Below are 17,806 nucleotides of genomic sequence, written 5' to 3' on the forward strand. Positions count from 1 at the left end.
AAGATTCGACCGCACCCCGTGCTTGAGGCCCGTACGCCACTTCGATTATAGATTGCCGGCGGCACTTTCTGCGCCCTTGGGGGGCGCCGGGCGACGCCGTGGGCAACAAGCATTGAACGATCGGATCTTCGCCATGCAGCTTCGCAGCTTCATTTTCATGGGGTTTTGTGCCGTATTCGGCATGAGCTCCGCGGCCTTCGCCGGCACTCCGGCAATGACCTCACCGCAGGCGGTTGGCAAAACCGCTGTCATCAACGTCGCCGCCAAGAGCGATGCGACGCAGCTGAAGCTTCTCAAGAAGAAGAAAAACCCGAGCCCGGATGATCTGGCTCAGATCAGCAAGCTCGAAGACAAGATCGCCGCCGACAGGGATCTCGCCCGCGTCAAGGCGCTCGAGGCCCGCAAGCTGGCGATGCGCGATGCGGCGAAAGCCAGGGCCGATGCCCAGCGCCAGGCGTTCCTGGCAAGCAAGGGCAAGCCGGTCGTGGTTGCCGACGCCAAGCCAGGCAAGAAGACCACCAAGATCATCGCTCCGGTTGACCCGATCGCGCCGATCGAGCCGATCGAATCGGCTGAACCGCTTCCGGCCGAAGCGATGAATATCGCGCTGACCGGCAACAATGGCGAATTGCGCAGCGAGGCCCCAGGCCAGAAGCCGACGAGCGGCGGACTGTTCGCCGGCCTGTTCGGCGGCACGTCCTCTGCCTCGTCGATTGCCTATCTCCCCGAAACGCGCGCGCTCGACCAGGCTCTCGCCAAGCGGCAAGCCAAGAAGCAGTTCAAGGTGAAGCCGGAATTCGTGCCGCAGGACGTCGAATTCAGCGGCTATGAGCCGGGTACGATCGTCATCGATACTAGCGCGCGCCGCCTCTACCTCGTCGAATCGGCTTTCACCGCCCGCCGCTATGCGATCGCGGTCGGCCGCGAAGGCCTGCAGTTCAAGGGCAAGGTTGCCGTTGGCGACAAGCAGGAATGGCCGCGCTGGATCCCGACGCTCGACATGCAGAAGCGCGAACCCAAGCATTACGGCCAGTACAAGGACGGCATGCCCGGCGGCGGCCAGAACCCGCTCGGCGCCCGCGCCATCTATCTCTACGACGGCAAGAAGGACACGCATCTGCGCATCCACGGCACCATCGCGCCGCAGTCGATCGGAACCAGCGCTTCCAATGGCTGCTTCCGCATGATCAACGAGCACGTCATGGACCTCTACAGCCGCGTCAGGGTCGGCACCAAGGTCGTCATCATCTGACGCTTTCACAAACCTGCCGAAAGGGCCGGCTTTTGCCGGCCCTTTTGTTTTGACCAAAACACCAGTCTCGAACCTCGGGACTATCGCGCCTTCTCTGGAAAAAGCCTCAGCGGCGGTTTTTTCTCTGGCGGAATCAATTCGGCCGCGTTAAGCGATGACTCCCATGGCGCGATATGTATTCATCACAGGCGGCGTGGTTTCCTCACTTGGAAAAGGCATCGCTGCAGCGGCCCTTGGGGCTCTCTTGCAGGCGCGAGGCTATCGCGCACGCATCAAAAAGCTCGATCCCTATCTCAATGTCGATCCCGGAACGATGTCGCCTTACCAGCATGGCGAGGTTTTCGTCACCGATGACGGCGCCGAGACCGATCTCGATCTTGGCCATTACGAGCGCTTCACCGGCCGCTCGGCCAACCAGCAGGACAACATCACCACCGGCCGCATCTACAAGAACATTATCGAGCGCGAACGGCGCGGTGACTATCTCGGCGCCACCGTGCAGGTCATTCCGCATGTCACCGACGAGATCAAGAATTTCGTGCTCGACGGCAATGACGACTATGATTTCGTGCTGTGCGAGATCGGCGGCACGGTTGGCGATATCGAGGCGATGCCGTTTCTCGAGGCGATCCGCCAGCTCGGCAACGATCTGCCGCGCAACAACGCCGTCTATGTCCACCTGACCTTGATGCCTTACATCCCCACGGCCGGCGAGCTGAAGACCAAGCCGACCCAGCATTCGGTCAAGGAACTGCGCGGCATCGGCATCGCGCCCGATATCCTGTTGGTCCGCGCCGACCGCGCCATCCCCAAGGAAGAGCGCAGAAAACTGTCGCTGTTCTGCAATGTGCGCGAAAGTGCCGTCATCCAGGCGCTCGACGTGCCCCACATCTATGACGTGCCGATGGCTTACCACAAGGAAGGGCTCGATTCGGAAGTGCTGGCCGCCTTCGGTATCGATCCGGCGCCGAAGCCGCGCATGGAGCCCTGGCAGACCGTGTCCAACCGCATCCACAATCCGGAGGGCGAGGTGACGATTGCCATTGTCGGCAAATACACCGGCCTCAAGGATGCCTACAAATCGCTGATCGAGGCTTTGTCGCATGGCGGCATGGCCAACCGCGTCAAGGTCAAGCTCGACTGGATCGAGAGCGAGATTTTCGAGAAGGAAGACCCGACGCCGTGGCTGGAAAAGGTGCATGGCATCCTGGTGCCCGGCGGCTTCGGCGAGCGCGGCTCGGAAGGCAAAATCCTGGCGGCGAAATTCGCCCGCGAGCGCAAGGTGCCGTATTTCGGCATCTGCTTCGGCATGCAGATGGCCTGCATCGAGGCAGCGCGCTCGCTGGCCGGCGTCGAACACGCCTCGTCGACCGAATTCGGTCCGACCGACGAGCCGGTCGTCGGCCTGATGACCGAATGGCTGAAAGGCAACATGCTGGAGAAGCGCCGCGAAACGGGCGATCTCGGCGGCACCATGCGGCTTGGCGCCTATCAGGCTGAACTCGCCAAGGGTTCGAAGATCGCCGACATCTATGGCGACACCCAGATTTCCGAGCGCCATCGCCACCGCTACGAGGTCAATATCGACTACAAGGAGCGGCTGGAAGATTGCGGCCTGGTGTTTGCCGGCATGTCGCCCGACGGCGTGCTGCCGGAAACGGTCGAATACCCCGACCATCCCTGGTTCATCGGCGTCCAGTACCATCCGGAGCTGAAGAGCCGGCCGCTTGAGCCGCATCCCCTGTTCGCCAGCTTCATCTCGGCCGCGGTGGACCAGTCGCGACTGGTCTAGGGCCACGGTGAGGTTTCGCAGCTGATGCAGACCTATGTTGCGCTGCTCTACAGCATTATCCTCGGCGAAGGCCGCCGGGTCGTCATGGCCGACCTCAAGGCGATGGCTGAACAGCTTGGGCTGAAGAACCCGCGCACCCTGGTGGCGACCGGCAATCTGGTCTTCGAGACACGGGCGACCGGCATCGCCAAGCTGGAACAGCGGCTGGAAACGGCCTTCGAAAAAACCTTCGGCCGCAACGTCGTCATCATCGTGCGCACTGCCGAGGATTGGCTGAAACTTGCCGCCGGCAACCCATTCCCGGCCGACTTTGCCGAGGCAGGCGATCAGGTGGCTGTGCGGGTGATGCGCAAGCCAGCGCCAGCGGATGGTGTGGCCGCGCTCCAGGCCTATGCCGCCGAGGACGAGAAGGTGGCTTCGGTCGATGGCGACATCTGGGTCGTCTTTTCGCGCGAGCGGCCAAGCTCGCGGCTGCTCGCTGCCATGAACCACAAGCGCATGGGCATCGGCACCGCACGCAACTGGAACACGGTGCGGAGGTTGGCTGAGATGGTAGGGAGTAGGGAGTAGGGAGTAGGGAGTAGGGAGGAGGGAGTAGGGAGTAGGGAGTAGGGGTTATACTATTCCCTACTGACTACTGACTGCTCCCTATCTCTCATTTCACGCCTTCGCCGTCCTGGCCCCTGCGCCAAGGGCGGCGGTGCGAAGGACGTAGTAGATGACCCCTGCAATGCCGACGCCGAAGAACCAGCCATAAACGCCCCACCATGCCGGCAGCAAGTTGGTGAAGTTCGGCAGGACCGAGGAGAAGATGGCGCCGATGCCGGCGGCTATGAAGGCGTTGATGTGCCAGCCGCCCTGGAAGCGGAACTCGCCATCTTCGCGGTACAGTGCCTCGACGTCGACCTCGCCCTTCCGGATCAGATAGTAGTCGACCATCATCACCCCGAAGATCGGCCCCATCGTCGCGCCGATGACGTTGACGAAAGATGCGGCACTGCCTTCCCACGGCGCGAAGGGATAGAGCACCAGCGCGATTACGGCCGCGATATAGCCGCCCTTCTTGAAGTCGATCTGCCGCGGAAAGACGTTGGAGAAGTCGAAGGCCGGCGAGACGAAGTTTGCCACCACATTGATGCCGAGCGTCGCCACGGCAAAGGTCAGGGCTGCAAGCGCTGCCAGGAACCAGCTGTCGAATTTCGCCGAGATCTGGTCGGGATGCAGAAGCACTTCGCCATACACGTCGAAGGCAGCGATGGTGGTCACGCCGGCGACCAGCGAGAACAGGATGAGATTGATCGGCAGGCCCCAGATGTTGCCCTTGCGCAGCGATGCCTTGTCTGGGGCATAGCGGGCGAAATCGCAGAAATTGAGATAGAGCGCCGAGAAATAGGTGACCCAGATCGCCGCCACCGCAAACAGCGACGTCCAGGAGCCAGGGGTTCCGGGTACGCCGGCATCCTTTGTCTTGTCGAGCAGCACATCCATCGGGATGTCGCTGGTAAAGGCAAATCTCCCGGATTTTACACAGAGATAGATCGCCAGGATCAACATCATCACCCACACCGCCGGTCCGGCCCAATCCTGGAAGCGGCGCACCGTTTCCATGCCGTTCTGGATGATCAGCAATTGCAGTGCCCAGATGACCACAAAACAGATCACTTCCAGACCCGTATGGCCGAGGAAATGCGTGTTGGCGTTGAAATCGGCGAACCATTGCGAGCGGATCAGCAACGCCACGATCGCGCCCGATGCCGCCGCCGTCTGCGCGCCGTACCAGAAGCAGGCGACGATGGCGCGCACCAGGGCCGGAATGTTGGCGCCCCAGATGCCGAAGGAGGCGCGCGCCAGCACGGGGTAGGGCACGCCGGTCTTCACGCCGGCATAGCCGACCATGTTCATCAGCGCGTAGATGATCAGCGAACCGATGCCGATGGCGATGATGAAATTGACGAAGCCGCCGCAAAACAGGAACAGGCTTGCGGCGAGATAATAGCCCCAGAGGCTGTGGACGTCCGACGTCCAGACGTTGAAGATAGAGAACGGCCCCCAGTTTCGGACTTTGGCCGGAGCCAGATCCTCATTGTATAGATCAGGTGATGCGCCTTGTATGGTCACTGCGATGTCCTCCCCTTGATGCCGCACGCGCCCTCATGCGTCGACTGCGCAGGTTATGCCTGACGCAGGGGAACCGGCAAGCAATCCATTTGCCGGCTTTGGCCTTAAAGATATTCAATGAGAACAGCGCTTATCGAGCGGCTTTTGGCGAAGGTCGGCGCAATCGCGGCGATCTTGATTCGATCTGCAGGCGGCAGCGATCAGGACGCTTTGCGATTGAGGGCAGTGATGCATCGAAATTGGCGGCAAGCCAAGCTATCGCGCAGGTGACATCATCGAGCCTGTATTGGGCCACGGTCGGCCCACGCGGCTTGACCCGGATCGAGATGCCGCCGGCCTCGTTGATCGCCTCGAAACCGTTTTCGTCGGCGGTGTCGTCGCCGAGAAAGACCGGCCGCCGTCCGGCAAAGGGCGGGATTGCCATGAAACGCCGCACGGCAGCGCCCTTGGCCGCTTCGAGCGGCATGAGTTCGACGCCGGCGTTGCCCGGGATAACCCGATAGCCCTTGGGAAGCTCGGTCAATGCCTGTTCGGCAAGATGCGTTGCCCTGGCCAGCAGATGCGGCGCCGCACGCGTATGGATGGCGAGGATCGGACCCTTGCGCTCGATATGAACAAGGCCGTCATCCAGTTCGGCTTCGATGGCGTCGGCAAGGGCAGCTATATCGGCGGGAGCATCGGCGGTAACGACCGGGCCGTCCGGCGTCAGCCGGTGTTCCAGCCCATAAAGACCCGCAACACGCAGCTTCAACGGATGAAACAGGCGGTCGGCGCCTTCGACCGAGCGGCCGGTGATAAAGGCGACAGCGCCGTCCAGCCGTTCATCGACGATGCCGAGGAGGTTGCGCAGTTCGTCGCTCACGGACACGGCGTCGGGGTGCGCCGCGTGCTCCAGCAACGTGCCGTCGATATCGAGGAAAAGCGCCCATTGTCCTTCCGGCAGGTCGGGTGCGGTTGGCAGGCCCGGTGCTTTCGACAGGCTATTCATGACGCCACCTTCCGCATGCGGTCGAACAGCGAGACGATGTTGGTGTCGGTGTTTGCGGGCCGCTCGGCGACACTTGTCGCTCTTTCGAGGTCGCCGCGTTTGCGCAGGCGCGCGGCATCGAGAAGCATGCTGCCGGCCCAGCGAAAGACATTGTTGTCGCGCACTATTTCGCGCATCGGGCGCATGCGCTCGCGTTGTTCGTCCGGTGACATGGTCAGCGCCTGCAGCAACACCTGGCTCATCATCGCCGCGTCGTAAGGATTGACGATCAGTGCTTCCAGCAGTTCGCGCGACGCGCCGGCAAACGTGCTGAGCAACAGCACGCCCTGTTCGTCGTCACGCGCGGCGACGAATTCCTTGGCTACGAGGTTCATGCCGTCATGCAGGCTGGTGACCATGCAGATGTCGGCGGCGCGATAGATCTCATAGACCTGTTGCTGCGAATGGTGCTCAGCCACCATGACCACGGGCTTGTAGCCGTCATGACCGTAGCGCTGGTTGAGCTCGTTGGCATAACGCAGGCATTCATCGTGCAATTGCTGGTAGGCCGGCAGCGTGCCGCGGCTTGGGGCAGCAATCTGCAGGAACACTACCTTGCCGATCCACTCGGGGTGGCGCGTAAACAATTCGTCCAGCGCATGGAAGCGGTCGAGGATGCCCTTGGTGTAGTCCAGGCGCTCGACGCCGACGCACAGCTTGACGTCCGCCGACAGGCCGAACCGCTCACGCAGGCGGGCGCGGCTTTCCTCGACCGGTGGCAGTTTCGCCAGGAGTTCGGCCGGCCATTCGATGGAGATGGGATAGGCGTGCACCAGGGTCGTCCGCCCGCCATACGAGATCGCGGCGTCGGCGCGCTCGATGCGGCTTTCCAGGAACCGGTCTACGCTTTCAGTGAAATTATTGGCATGAAACTGGGTGTGAAAGCCTATGATCGAGCTCCCGAGCAGTCCATCAAGAACGCGTTCGCGCCATGGGCAGATGCTGAACACTTCGGAGTTCGGCCACGGGATGTGCCAGAAGGTGATGATGATCGCCTCCGGCAGGCGCTCGCGGATCATGCGCGGCAGGAGCGCGAAATGGTAATCCTGAACCAGCACGATCGGCCGCTCATTGCTCGCCTCGGCAACCACCATATCGGCGAATTTGCGGTTGACGGCCTCATAGGCCTCCCAGTCCGAGGCACGGAAGACCGGCCGGGTGAAGGCGATATGGCAGAGCGGCCAAAGCCCTTCATTGGCAAAGCCGAGATAGTAGCCCTGATATTCGTCGTCGCTCAGCCACACGCGGCGCAGCGTATAGGACGGATTGTCCGGCGGCACCTGAACCCGATCGTTGCTATCGACCGTCAGACGATCCGCAGTTCCGCCGCCATAGGCGATCCAGGTGCCGCTGCAGGCGCGGGTGATAGGCTCAAGCGCCGACACCAAGCCGCTGGCCGGCACCAGAAGCTCGACGCCGTCGTCCTTGATGTTGTGGATATAGGGTTCTCGGTTCGAGACGACGATGACCTGCGCGTTCGGCAGGTCGTCGGCAAGTATCTTGCGCAAAGTGTCGGGCGACCAGTTCACCAGCGCCGCGTCGGGAGATTGTCCGTTCTTCTCGAACTCCCGCAAGACCTTGCGCGTCGCTTCCGATGCGACGTCCTCGCCGGCAGTCGGTGCAACCGTCGAGCTATGGCTACGACGTTGCCTGGAGATCGATAACAGAACGGCTAGAACCGAAAGGCCAAGGCTTGCAAGGATCAAGACCCAGAGCAGGGCCATGCCATAATCAGTCATTCCAATTCCAACTCAATTTTGGCCGTCAGGGCCTTTTCTTCATGGTTCGATTTGAGTGTTCGCAGCCGACGATCGCCCGTGAGAACCTGTGTTTTTTGCAACGCACAAACCCTGGGATCGGTTCCCGTTGAAAGCCGTTCCGATCATGTCCGCACGATCAGCGGAACCAACCCCTCATGGCGGTCGGCGAGAAAGGCGACGACGCGGTCGCCGACGCGCTGAAAGGTAAGATCGACCCTCTTTTCGCCGACACCCAGATGCCTGAGCGTCAGCGTATCGATGCCGATCGGCAAACGGGGTCGAGTGACGTGGATTTCGCCGTTCCAGCCGTCGATTTCCAGACCGAGGCACGCCTGCATCAGCATGAAGGCCGAGCCTGCCGACCACGCTTGCGGCAGGCAGGCGACGGGGTAGGCGATCGGTGCTTCGCCCGGCGAGCGGGTAAAGCCGCAGAACAGTTCCGGCAGTCGCATGTTGAAATGCACTGCCGATTCGAACGTGCCGCTCATCAGCCGCACCACGCTGTCACGCTCGCCGAACCGCGCCAGGCCGGCGCCGCACATCGCCGTGTCGTGTGGCCAGATGGAACCGTTGTGGTACGACATCGGGTTGAACAGCACAGCATCGTCGGAAAGCGTTCGCACTCCCCAGCCGGAGTGGAAGGAAGCCGAAAGCAACTGGTCGGCGACCATCTTAGCCCGCGCCGGTTCGGGCAGGCCGACGTAGAGCAGGTGTCCGGCATTCGAGGTGCGCACCTTGCACGGCTCTCCGGCGCCGTCGATCGCCAGCGCATAGAACCCGAGATCGTCCAGCCAGAAATCACGCTCGACGGCGATCCGCATCTCTTCCGCGCGATTTTCCCAGTGCTCGGCCTGCGCGAACTCGCCCCGGCGGCGGGCGAGAGCGGCAAGGCCCCTGAAGGCTGCGAAGACATAACCCTGCACTTCGACCAGCGCGATCGGCCCCTTGGGAATGCGCCCGTCGGCGTGGAAGACGGAGTCGAAGCTGTCCTTCCAGCCTTGGTTCGCAAGGCCGGATTCGGCGGCGCGCTGATAGGTGACGAAGCCGGTTGCGCGGCTCGCCTCTTCCGTCCACTTGGCGGCGGCGCAGAGAGATGGCCACAGGCTGGCGATGAAGTCCATGTCGCCGGTGCGCTCGGCATAGGCGCAAGCGAGGTGGATGTAGAGCGGCGTGGTATCGACGCCGCCATAGTAACGGCCGAAAGGCAGCTCCTGCAGCGCCACCATCTCGCCCTTGCGCGTCTCGTGCATGATCTTGCCGGGCTGCGAGTCGCTGAAAGGCGATGTTTCGGTCGCCTGGTGCTGGGCGAGGAAGGCAAGCACGCCGCGCGCCAGGCCGGGGTTGAGCCATAGCATCTGCAGCGCCGAGATGACGCCGTCACGGCCGAAGGCCGTCGAAAACCAGGGGATGCCGGCATAGGGGTAAGGGCCGGTCGACAGTTCGGTGGTCAGCAAGGCGACATCGGCGCGAGCGCGTTCGACCCAATCGTTGAAGACGCGGCCCGAACTGTGCACCGTCGCGCCATGGCGGCGCTTGGCCCGCATGCCGAAACGGGCGCGCGCCGCGGCCGCCCGGAAGCGGTCGCGATCGGGCGTTTCGGTCAGTTCCGCGCCGACCTCGACGTAAAGCATCTTGCTGCTGCGTTTGGTCACTGCGATGAGGAAATCCGCGCGCTCGGCGCTCAACTGGTCCGGCGGCTGCGAGAACGAGATCGCCGACACCCGCGCCAGCCCGTCCAGTCCGTCATAGCGCAGCAGCACCGAGGCAGGATCGATCTCCGCTGCATGCGCCATTCCGCGCTTCGGCCGGGTCGAACCGCGGACCTCGAACATGTCGCGGAAATCGGCGGCAAAATGCAGCGAGACGCGGATTGCCGAATGCTCCTGGCTGTAGTTGGAAAGGGTGATGCGCTCGAACAGCCGGTCCTGCCACAACAGCCTGACGCGCTCGATATGGATGGCGCCCTGCGGGATGTCGCGGCCACCGACGCTTTGCATCGGCAAATTGGTCATATTGCTGGTGAACAGCACATTGTCCTGGCTGAGCGAGGCGCCGAGCAGCGATGTCTGCCGGCCGCCGACGGTGAGCCTGAACTCCGACAGCACCCGCGTGTCGTCACGGAAGAAACCGTCGCCCGCGCCCCTGATATCGCCGTAGGCATCGGCCACGGCAAAACAGTCGCCTTGCTTCAGGGCAAACAGCCGGTGCGGCTCGCGCGGCGCGGTTTCGTCCAGGGAGGCAAGGGCCACGGCAGGGTCGAGCTTGCGCTCGTCAAGTTCGGTCATCAGTCACAAATCTCTGTTTCAGGTTCGGAACGTCCGCCGTCGTTCACGACGCTTTCGCTTCGGCCGGGGCGCCGATGAGACGCGCATAGGCAGTGAGATAGTCGCGCGCCATCCTGTTGGCGGAGAACCGACTTTCGAAGACGGCGCGCACCTTGCGCCGGTCGAGTTGCAGCAAGGGCGGCACCGCGGCGACCGCGGCATCGAGAGAATCGACGACAAATCCGGTTACGCCATGGTCGATGACTTCCGGCAACGCACCGCAGTTCCAGCCGATGGTTGGCGTACCGCACGCCATCGCCTCGATCGCGGCAAGGCCGAACGGCTCGGGCCAGTCTATCGGAAACAGGAGACCAGCGGCATTGCCGAGGAATTCAGTCTTCTCACCCTCGGCGATCTCGCCGACATAGTCGATGCGGTCGCCATCGATCAAGGGCTCGATCGTCTCATGGAAATAGGCGCGATCATCGTCGCCGATCTTGGCCGCCAGCTTGAGCTTCATGCCCGACCGCAAGGCGATGTCGATGGCCCGGTCCGGCCGCTTGTCGCGCGAAAGCCGGCCGAGAAAGGCAAGGTATGGTTCGCCCGCCGCCGTCTCGAAGGTCGGCTGATAGAGGCCCGTCGGCAGCCCGTGATGGATGGTGGCCAGCCAATTGGCATTCGCAAGCCCGGTCTTCTGGCTGTGTGAGATCGAGACCAGCGGAAAGCGCGGAAAGCGCTCATAGGCTGGCGCCAGATCGACATAATCGAGCCGGCCATGAGGCGTTGTCACCGTCTTGTCCGGCATGGTCTCGAAGAACGAGAAATGCAGGAAATGGCTGAGATGAAAATGAATGATATCAAAGTCGTGGGCTCGGTTCCTCACATCGGCAAGCATCGCAAGATGCGCCGCCGTGTCCGATTTCAGTGGACGCGGATCGAGGCGTAGCGCGCGTTCGCGACCTGGTATCAGTCTGGCCGACGTCCGGCTGTCGCCGCTGGCGAACAGCGTCACCTCATGGCCGAGTTCGACCAGCCCTTCGGTCAGATAGGAAACGATGCGCTCGGTGCCGCCATAGAGAAGGGGTGGCACCGATTCGTGCAAAGGGGCGACATGGGCTATGCGCATGGTTTGAACGTGTCCCTCAAGGCAATCACGAGAGCGAAATGCATCAGCCGGCCTAACGTTCCGGACAAAAGCGGGCGTCGGCAACCCAAGCCCACCAGCGCAGATTTTTTTGCAATAAGCGGAACAAACGCGCCATCCGCGAATTTAGTAGGGTTGGTTCGCGCTGCGGCCGACCAGGGAGAGAACAAAATGGACCGCTTGCATTTCTTTACGCCCGTGCGCATTGCGCGCGGGCAGGGACACCCCGTCGAGGAAGTCGATAGCGTTGCCGAAGCGATGGTCTTTTTGCAGAAATGGCCATTGGGACGGCGTGGGCCTGTGTATCAGTGCGCCGTGAATTGCTGCTCCGCGGCCCTGTCGGGCAGAATGTCGGCCGAAGCAGCCAGGAAGGCGTTTACGGGCTTTGCCCGCATCACCCGGCTGCTCGATGATGACATGGCCCTGCCGATGGGCGGCGAAAGCATGGCGGAAGTCCACGCGCTGAGGCGCTAGGCGCCGGTCCAGCCATTTGGCTATTGAACACCCGGGCTTTGGCGGCGCGGGCATCATCTTTTCCGCACCGGAGTATTCCGGCGCGGCCCTTCACCTCATGGGCCACACTGTGCTTTCATGCGGCGTTTCGCATGACCGGTGGGTGACGACCATCCACGGGCGGCCCGAACGTGGAGGGGTAGACAATGCCGAGACTGATCCTGGGAACACTCGGCGCTATCGTCATCGCCCTCATCTGGGCGGTCTTTGCCAGTTTGATGGGCGCGCCATCGATCGTGATCACGGTCGGCGCGGTCGCCATTGGGGCCGGCGTCTACACCTACGTCGACCGACGCTCGACTTGACGCGTCCCCGGTCTGCCGCGCGCTCGACCAATTGCACGCCGGTGTTTGACGCGCGCGGCAGTCGCGGCGGGCATTCTTCAAAGATGAGCTTGCTGGCCGCATAGAGAGCCAAGGCGCAGACAGGGCGCCACACGTCGGACCGGGCTCCGCGAGAACTTGGGAGAGATCGTCAAAGATCTTTCAATCCGGCCAATGTAGATCGAAACGGCGAATCCGTGGATTTCCGGTGGAACATCGTCGCCTCGAAACACTTCGGGCGTTGCACTGCCCCATCAGTGCACGTTCCCTTGTTCTGTTGGAACTGGCCGGCTGCCGAAAGGTGGCCGGCTTTTTTGTATATTAGCGGAACCTGAAATTACGGGGCTTGTTCTGCATGCGGCAGCGAGCCCCTCGCTGCTGGTCGAGGGCCGTAACCCTTGGCCGGGCCCGCATCGCTCCGCCAGTGGTGCGGGCCCACGGCCTCCGGTTTTTCCGGGCGTCTCGACTCGCTGATCCTCACCCTGGTCCGGCTATGCATGTCACTCAAAAAAAGGCTCGGTTGTGAGACAATGACATGCACACGCGGCGCGCTTTAGCACAATCATTCACAAAGCCGTGGGTTCAACTGTTGCTACCCTTCTTGGCTGGATTGTGCGAATGATGACTGTCCTTTTCACCGCCACCCCCTGAAACTCGGCTTTTGGATCGACGGTCTTCATCCGCCGGGGGTTTGTTGACCTGCAGGGGTTTTCTGGCGTTCTCGTGCGATGCGCCTGGCCCGCCCTGCCGGATCGTGTTCGGGTGTTTCTTCGATGTGGACATGATCACCGATCCTGCTGACGGCCCTGATGAGTGGTGTTGACCTTGGTGTTGGCTTGCTGCCCTTGGCGCTCCGGATCCGGCGCTCCGTGAGTGCCGTGCTGGGCATCATCGTGGCTAACCTGTCGCCCTTCTCCTCGACCCTTCTGGCTCTGGTTCTCAGGCGGCACGGGCGGCATTTTGCTCGACATCTGCATCTCCTTGGGTTGGTCTCGTGACTCCAAACCGTGATCGTGGGGGGAAGTTCCGTCTGCTTCGTCAGCACCTGTGATTTCGGTGCCGACGGAATCTGATTCCCAACGCGGATTTCAACGAACGGCAGCGGCCTGCCCGCGTCGCCCCGCCAGTGGTGCGGGCCTGCAATATAAATCCTAAGCCTGGGCTGCTATCGCAGTTTATTGCGAGCTTCCGGCGACTTGCGTAGCGGGCTGCAGTGGCTTTCAGGAGAGCAGCGTGTTGTACCCGGTCAATTGGAGCGACCGAAATACAGTGCTTGACCACGTTGCTGACATGATCGGTGACGAGCGCGGTGTCGCGCCTGGATCGCGGCAGCAGCCTCTGGTCCGATCTGCCTGCAGCTGATGGCAGCTAAAACGACGTCAAAAGACCTAAGCCTCTTTGATCGCCCTCGCTGCTCGCACGAGCGATGACCAGTCAGCTCCCATGGCTGAGACAAGGTCTCGAGCATCTTCGTCTGATATTCCGGTACGGTCTACGAGCTTCCGTGCCAGCAATTCGAATGCCAATTCTATGATCGTCATAGCTCAGCCCCTACGAGAGTGCCCGTGACGATAGCTTGCAAATGGGTCTTCCGCATTTGCACATGTTAAGCGACCATCACGAATGTCTCATGTACCGCAGAATGTCTGCAGGACGCGCTCATCCGGGCGTGGCGGCTCAGCAAAGCGTTCCATTCCCGGCTGCTCATCCAAGGGACGGCTGACGACCGCCAGAATCTCCTCGAACGGTCTGAAGTCGCCGCCCAACGCCGCCTGGATCATCGCCTCGATGCGATGATTGCGGGGGATGAATTTGGGATTGACCGATTGCATGGCAGAACAGCGCGTGGCCATGTCGCCCTCGCTTGCGATGCGCTGGCGCCACCGCGCCGACCAGGCATCGAATGCACCTGGATCCTTAAACAACTGCCGCGCCGTGCCTTGGCCGTCCGCAGCGTCGAGGTCATCGCCCAGGCGCCGGAAGCCGAGCGTAAAATCCGCTTCGCCGCGAGCCAGCACATCCAGAAAGTCGGCAGCGAGCTGCAAGTCGCCTTCCGCTTCGGTCAGCAGTCCGAGTTTTCTGCGGAAGCCGCGCTGCAACACAGCCTCATAGGAGGCCTGGAACGACCTCAGCACCTCTTCCGCTTCAGACACTGCTTCATTCTCGTCCGTGCTCATGAGCGGCAGCAGGGTCTCGGCAAAGCGCGCAAGGTTCCATGTGGCGACACGAGGCTGGTTGGCATAGGCATAGCGGCCGGCGCGGTCTATCGAACTGAACACCGCGCTGGGGTCATAGGCGTCCATAAAGGCGCATGGACCATAGTCGATCGTCTCGCCCGAGATCGACATATTGTCGGTGTTCATGACGCCATGGATGAAGCCGACCAGCATCCAGCGCGCCACCAGGTCCGCCTGTGCGGCGACAACGGCCTCCAGCAAAGCCCGGTACGGCCGTGCTTCCCCCGCGAGCTGTGGGAAGTGACGCTGAATGGCATAGTCGGCCAATATCTTGAGCGCCTCGGTGTCGTGGCGCGCGGCGAAATATTGGAACGTGCCGATCCTGATATGGCTTGCCGCCACCCGTGTCAGGACGGCGCCGGGCAGCCGGACCTCGCGATAGACCGGGTCGCCGGTGAGCACCGCCGCAAGGCTTCGCGTCGTCGGAATGCCGAGCGCCGCCATCGCTTCGCTGACGACATATTCGCGCAGGACAGGGCCGAGTGCGGCGCGGCCGTCACCGTTGCGCGAGAACCGCGTTGGTCCCGATCCCTTCAGCTGGATGTCACGGCGAATGCCGTTGACGTCCACCACTTCGCCAAGAAGCAGAGCGCGCCCGTCGCCGAGTTGAGGCACGAAGTTTCCGAACTGGTGGCCCGCATAGGCCAGAGCGATTGCCTGCAAGCCTTCCGGAAATTTGTTGCCGGCCAGCATCGCCACTCCATCCGGGCTGGTAAGCAGGTCGGCATCGAGCCCGAGTTCCTCGGCGAGGGGCCGGTTGAACCGGATCAGCCGCGGTTCGGACACCGGCTTCGGATCTGTTTGCGCGAAGAAGCGCTCCGGCAGTTGCCCATAGCTGTTGCTCAGGGCGGGAAGCCCCATCTGAATGACCGGGGGTTGTTCAGCAGTCGCAGGTGACGTCATGACAAGCTGTCTCTGAAGAGGGGTTCAACAGCTCCCTTCTCGAGGAGCCTGTGTTCATTTGTGCATATAGGGACGCAACGTCGTTGGTGCCATCCGGATCCATCAGGCCGGCACGGGATACAAGCTGGGAACCACCCGCCTCGATTATCGAGGTTCGGGCTGCCGTGGGACGCCGGGCCGTGGCGGAATCCAGAGCTGACCCCCGCATCGCCACTATCTCCGAACTGAGCACCCGGCAATCTAGTCAGTGCGGGCGGGCAATGTCGGGGCAGGGTCTGCCTTGGGTGGCAGCGGCTCTCTCGGGGCCGCTCCCGGCGACGATGTTGAACCCGGTTCGACTCGCTCCTCGGCGATGAGCCGGGCGCCACGCTCATAGGTCAGGTAGCGCCAGAGCCACTGGATCGAGACCTGAACGCGGTGCTGAAAACCGACGAGCAGGTAGACATGGATGAGCGCCCAGGCAGACCAGGCGAACCAGCCTTTCAGTTTCAGCCTACCCGATTCGAACACGGCAGCGTGGCGGCCGACAATGGCCGTGTTGCCTCGATTGCTGAAGACAAAAGCGGGCAGCGTATCGCCAGCATCTATCCGGCGTGCCAGTGCCTTGCCGAGGTGCTCGCCCTGCTGCTTGGCGACCTGGGCAAGACCCGGCAATGGCTGGCCGTTCCCATCGAGGACCAGTGCGACGTCGCCAAGCGCGAAGACATCGGGATGGCCGACGACCTGCAGGTCGGATTCGACCTTCACCCGACCGCCGCGGTCGAGCCCGACACCAAGCTGGGCGACCAGCGGAGAAGCCGCCACCCCGGCGGCCCAGAGCGTCAAGGCCACCGGGATCACCTGGCCGCCGACGGTGATCTGATGCGCTTCGATCGCCTCGACCCGGTTGCCGAGCGCGACCTCGACGCCAAGGCTTTCAAGGCGCAGACGTGCATATCTGGAAAGCTCCGGGGCGAATCCGGCGAGCAGACGCTCGCCGGCTTCTACCAGTATGATCCTTGTCTTCTCGGGCCGGATGTTGCGGAAGTCGCGCGCCAGTGTGTGCCGGCTGAGTTCGGCGATCGAGCCCGCCAGTTCGACACCGGTCGGGCCGCCGCCGATAATGGCGATCGTCATCAGCCGGGATTGCTCGACTGGATCGGTGGTCCGTTCCGCGTGCTCGAACGATAGCAGCAGCCGTGACCGGATCGTGCGCGCGTCCTCGATGGTCTTCAAGCCGGGACAAACCCGAGCCCAGCTCTCCTGGCCGAAATAGAATGGCTGCGAACCGGTGGCCAAGACCAGGATGTCGTAGGGGACCGTGGTCCCATCGGCCAGCACCAGTATCCTGGCTTCGGTGACGATCTCGGTGACATCGCCGAAGAGAACCTGAACCGAGGGATAGCGGCCCAGGATCTTGCGGATTGGCTCGGCGATGTCAGGCGCCGACAAGGCGGCGGTTGCAACCTGATAGAGCAAGGGCTGGAACAAGTGGTGATTGTGGCGGTCGATGATCGTCACCCCGATTTCCGCCTTGCCGAGCGCCTTGGCAACCTCCAGACCGGCAAAGCCTCCGCCGACCACGACGATGCGCGGTGTCAGGCTCCGGCCGTGGCTGCTCTCGGTGGCGAACTGCATGCTTGATACTCCCCTATCCCTGTCCGGAAGTCATAGCCTGGCAGGAGTGCCTCGCTGCTGGCTGGAGCTACTGCTCATTCCGGCGGCATCGGTCCAGGCGAGGCATCCGGCAATGACAGGCGTCGTGCTGACCACAAGGGCGCCGCGCGCGTGAAGGGATACCAACCCGCCATGAGACGCGGTCGACCGCCCAGATGGTGCCGCTGGCGTCGACCCATTTGAGATGGGCGTCGGCGACTTCAACGGCCCGCATCATCGCCGCCGGTTCCATCCCGGCCCGAAAGACGATGATGGAATTGGCGGCACCGTTGAAGAACGGGCCGGCGCCGGCTGCCAATCCCGCGAGCAGGACGATGCTGGTAAGCGCTGCCGAAGCACCGCGTGCCGGTCCGCCGCGGTTGGGCAGCACCAGCACCAACACAAGCGGCACGATGCCGAAGATGACCAGCCACGCAATATCCCAGGCGAGCGGCAAGTCGCTGTTCATCTTGATCCGGTGCAGACCCAGCAGCCAGTGAAACACGACGGCATCGACGACATGCCAGACGCCGAACCCGGCGAAGGCGAGCCGCAGGATCTCCGTGGTGGTCCCGGGCCGCGCGCCGGCCGCCCTCGCGGCCACCAGCAGCACCGTGCCTGCGACGGCGAGCACATACATGAAAAGATGGAAGAGGCCGTCGGCCATGATCTGGAAGCGCAGGTCGGAACCCACCGGATCGGCGACGCCCGAGAGAAGATGATGCCATTGCAGGATCTGATGCAGGACGATGCCGTCGAAGAAACCGCCGAGCGCGAAGCCGAGCAGCAGCCAGCCGGCTCGCGTTCTCGGGTCGAGTGTCGCGGTGATCGCGTCCAT

General features: G+C 62.6%; 15 protein-coding genes. 5 read left to right on the top strand and 10 right to left on the bottom strand.

All coding sequences use genetic code 11. From position 1 onward, the window contains the following. Positions 1 to 133 precede the first annotated feature (133 nt). The 3 genes from AC3EMP_RS21145 to AC3EMP_RS21155 all read left to right on the top strand — a co-directional run bounded on the left by AC3EMP_RS21145 (position 134) and on the right by AC3EMP_RS21155 (position 3,614). On the top strand, positions 134 to 1,252 hold the full coding sequence (locus AC3EMP_RS21145) for a L,D-transpeptidase (protein WP_027049440.1): 1,119 nt from the start codon (positions 134 to 136) through the stop codon (positions 1,250 to 1,252). Between the two features lie 154 nt (positions 1,253 to 1,406). Beyond that, complete coding sequence (pyrG, locus tag AC3EMP_RS21150; RefSeq protein ID WP_081731701.1) at positions 1,407 to 3,044, top strand: CTP synthase; 1,638 nt, start codon at positions 1,407 to 1,409, stop codon at positions 3,042 to 3,044. Positions 3,045 to 3,068: 24 nt separating this feature from the next. Then, positions 3,069 to 3,614: a DUF1697 domain-containing protein gene (locus AC3EMP_RS21155; protein ID WP_488494667.1), complete on the top strand. Its 546-nt coding sequence runs from the start codon at positions 3,069 to 3,071 to the stop codon at positions 3,612 to 3,614. A gap of 90 nt (positions 3,615 to 3,704) precedes the next feature. Here the strand turns inward: AC3EMP_RS21155 and AC3EMP_RS21160 are convergent, their stop codons facing one another. From AC3EMP_RS21160 to AC3EMP_RS21180, 5 genes are all read right to left on the bottom strand, one after another. After that, positions 3,705 to 5,162 (bottom strand): NCS1 family nucleobase:cation symporter-1, encoded by a 1,458-nt coding sequence (locus AC3EMP_RS21160; protein WP_023693457.1) that lies wholly within the window; start codon positions 5,160 to 5,162, stop codon positions 3,705 to 3,707. 130 nt (positions 5,163 to 5,292) lie between these two features. Continuing rightward, a complete protein-coding gene (gene otsB / locus AC3EMP_RS21165) occupies positions 5,293 to 6,150 on the bottom strand; it encodes a trehalose-phosphatase (RefSeq protein ID WP_352514056.1) in 858 nt (285 codons plus the stop codon). Then, positions 6,147 to 7,928, bottom strand: a complete 1,782-nt coding sequence (locus AC3EMP_RS21170; protein ID WP_352597151.1) for an alpha,alpha-trehalose-phosphate synthase (UDP-forming) — start codon at positions 7,926 to 7,928, stop codon at positions 6,147 to 6,149. The genes otsB and AC3EMP_RS21170 overlap by 4 nt, the downstream gene beginning before the upstream one ends. A gap of 143 nt (positions 7,929 to 8,071) precedes the next feature. Then, the gene (locus AC3EMP_RS21175; RefSeq protein ID WP_352597153.1) at positions 8,072 to 10,234 is read right to left on the bottom strand and encodes an amylo-alpha-1,6-glucosidase; all 2,163 of its coding nucleotides are present in this window, start codon (positions 10,232 to 10,234) and stop codon (positions 8,072 to 8,074) included. Between the two features lie 43 nt (positions 10,235 to 10,277). Continuing rightward, positions 10,278 to 11,339: a glycosyltransferase family 4 protein gene (locus AC3EMP_RS21180; RefSeq protein WP_352597155.1), complete on the bottom strand. Its 1,062-nt coding sequence runs from the start codon at positions 11,337 to 11,339 to the stop codon at positions 10,278 to 10,280. Positions 11,340 to 11,528: 189 nt separating this feature from the next. On the opposite strand from AC3EMP_RS21180, the gene AC3EMP_RS21185 reads away from it, so the two are divergent. Then, complete coding sequence (locus tag AC3EMP_RS21185; RefSeq protein WP_023688551.1) at positions 11,529 to 11,831, top strand: DUF982 domain-containing protein; 303 nt, start codon at positions 11,529 to 11,531, stop codon at positions 11,829 to 11,831. 185 nt (positions 11,832 to 12,016) lie between these two features. After that, positions 12,017 to 12,175 carry a hypothetical protein gene (locus AC3EMP_RS21190; protein ID WP_023672685.1) on the top strand — a complete coding sequence of 53 codons (159 nt, stop codon included), beginning with the start codon at positions 12,017 to 12,019 and terminating at the stop codon, positions 12,173 to 12,175. Positions 12,176 to 12,775: 600 nt separating this feature from the next. On the opposite strand, the gene AC3EMP_RS21195 is transcribed toward AC3EMP_RS21190, so the two are convergent. The 5 genes from AC3EMP_RS21195 to AC3EMP_RS21215 all read right to left on the bottom strand — a co-directional run bounded on the left by AC3EMP_RS21195 (position 12,776) and on the right by AC3EMP_RS21215 (position 17,806). Further along, complete coding sequence (locus tag AC3EMP_RS21195) at positions 12,776 to 12,976, bottom strand: hypothetical protein (protein ID WP_081725396.1); 201 nt, start codon at positions 12,974 to 12,976, stop codon at positions 12,776 to 12,778. Between the two features lie 2 nt (positions 12,977 to 12,978). After that, positions 12,979 to 13,164, bottom strand: coding sequence for a hypothetical protein (locus AC3EMP_RS21200; RefSeq protein ID WP_023688550.1), 186 nt, complete (start codon positions 13,162 to 13,164; stop codon positions 12,979 to 12,981). A gap of 657 nt (positions 13,165 to 13,821) precedes the next feature. Next, the gene (locus tag AC3EMP_RS21205; RefSeq protein ID WP_352597157.1) at positions 13,822 to 15,291 is read right to left on the bottom strand and encodes a protein adenylyltransferase SelO; all 1,470 of its coding nucleotides are present in this window, start codon (positions 15,289 to 15,291) and stop codon (positions 13,822 to 13,824) included. A 282-nt stretch (positions 15,292 to 15,573) separates the two neighbouring features. Continuing rightward, positions 15,574 to 16,950, bottom strand: a complete 1,377-nt coding sequence (locus tag AC3EMP_RS21210) for an NAD(P)/FAD-dependent oxidoreductase (RefSeq protein WP_023743365.1) — start codon at positions 16,948 to 16,950, stop codon at positions 15,574 to 15,576. 67 nt (positions 16,951 to 17,017) lie between these two features. Then, positions 17,018 to 17,806: a DUF2243 domain-containing protein gene (locus tag AC3EMP_RS21215; protein ID WP_352597161.1), complete on the bottom strand. Its 789-nt coding sequence runs from the start codon at positions 17,804 to 17,806 to the stop codon at positions 17,018 to 17,020.

The sequence above is a fragment of the Mesorhizobium sp. P160219 genome, assembly GCF_057786095.1.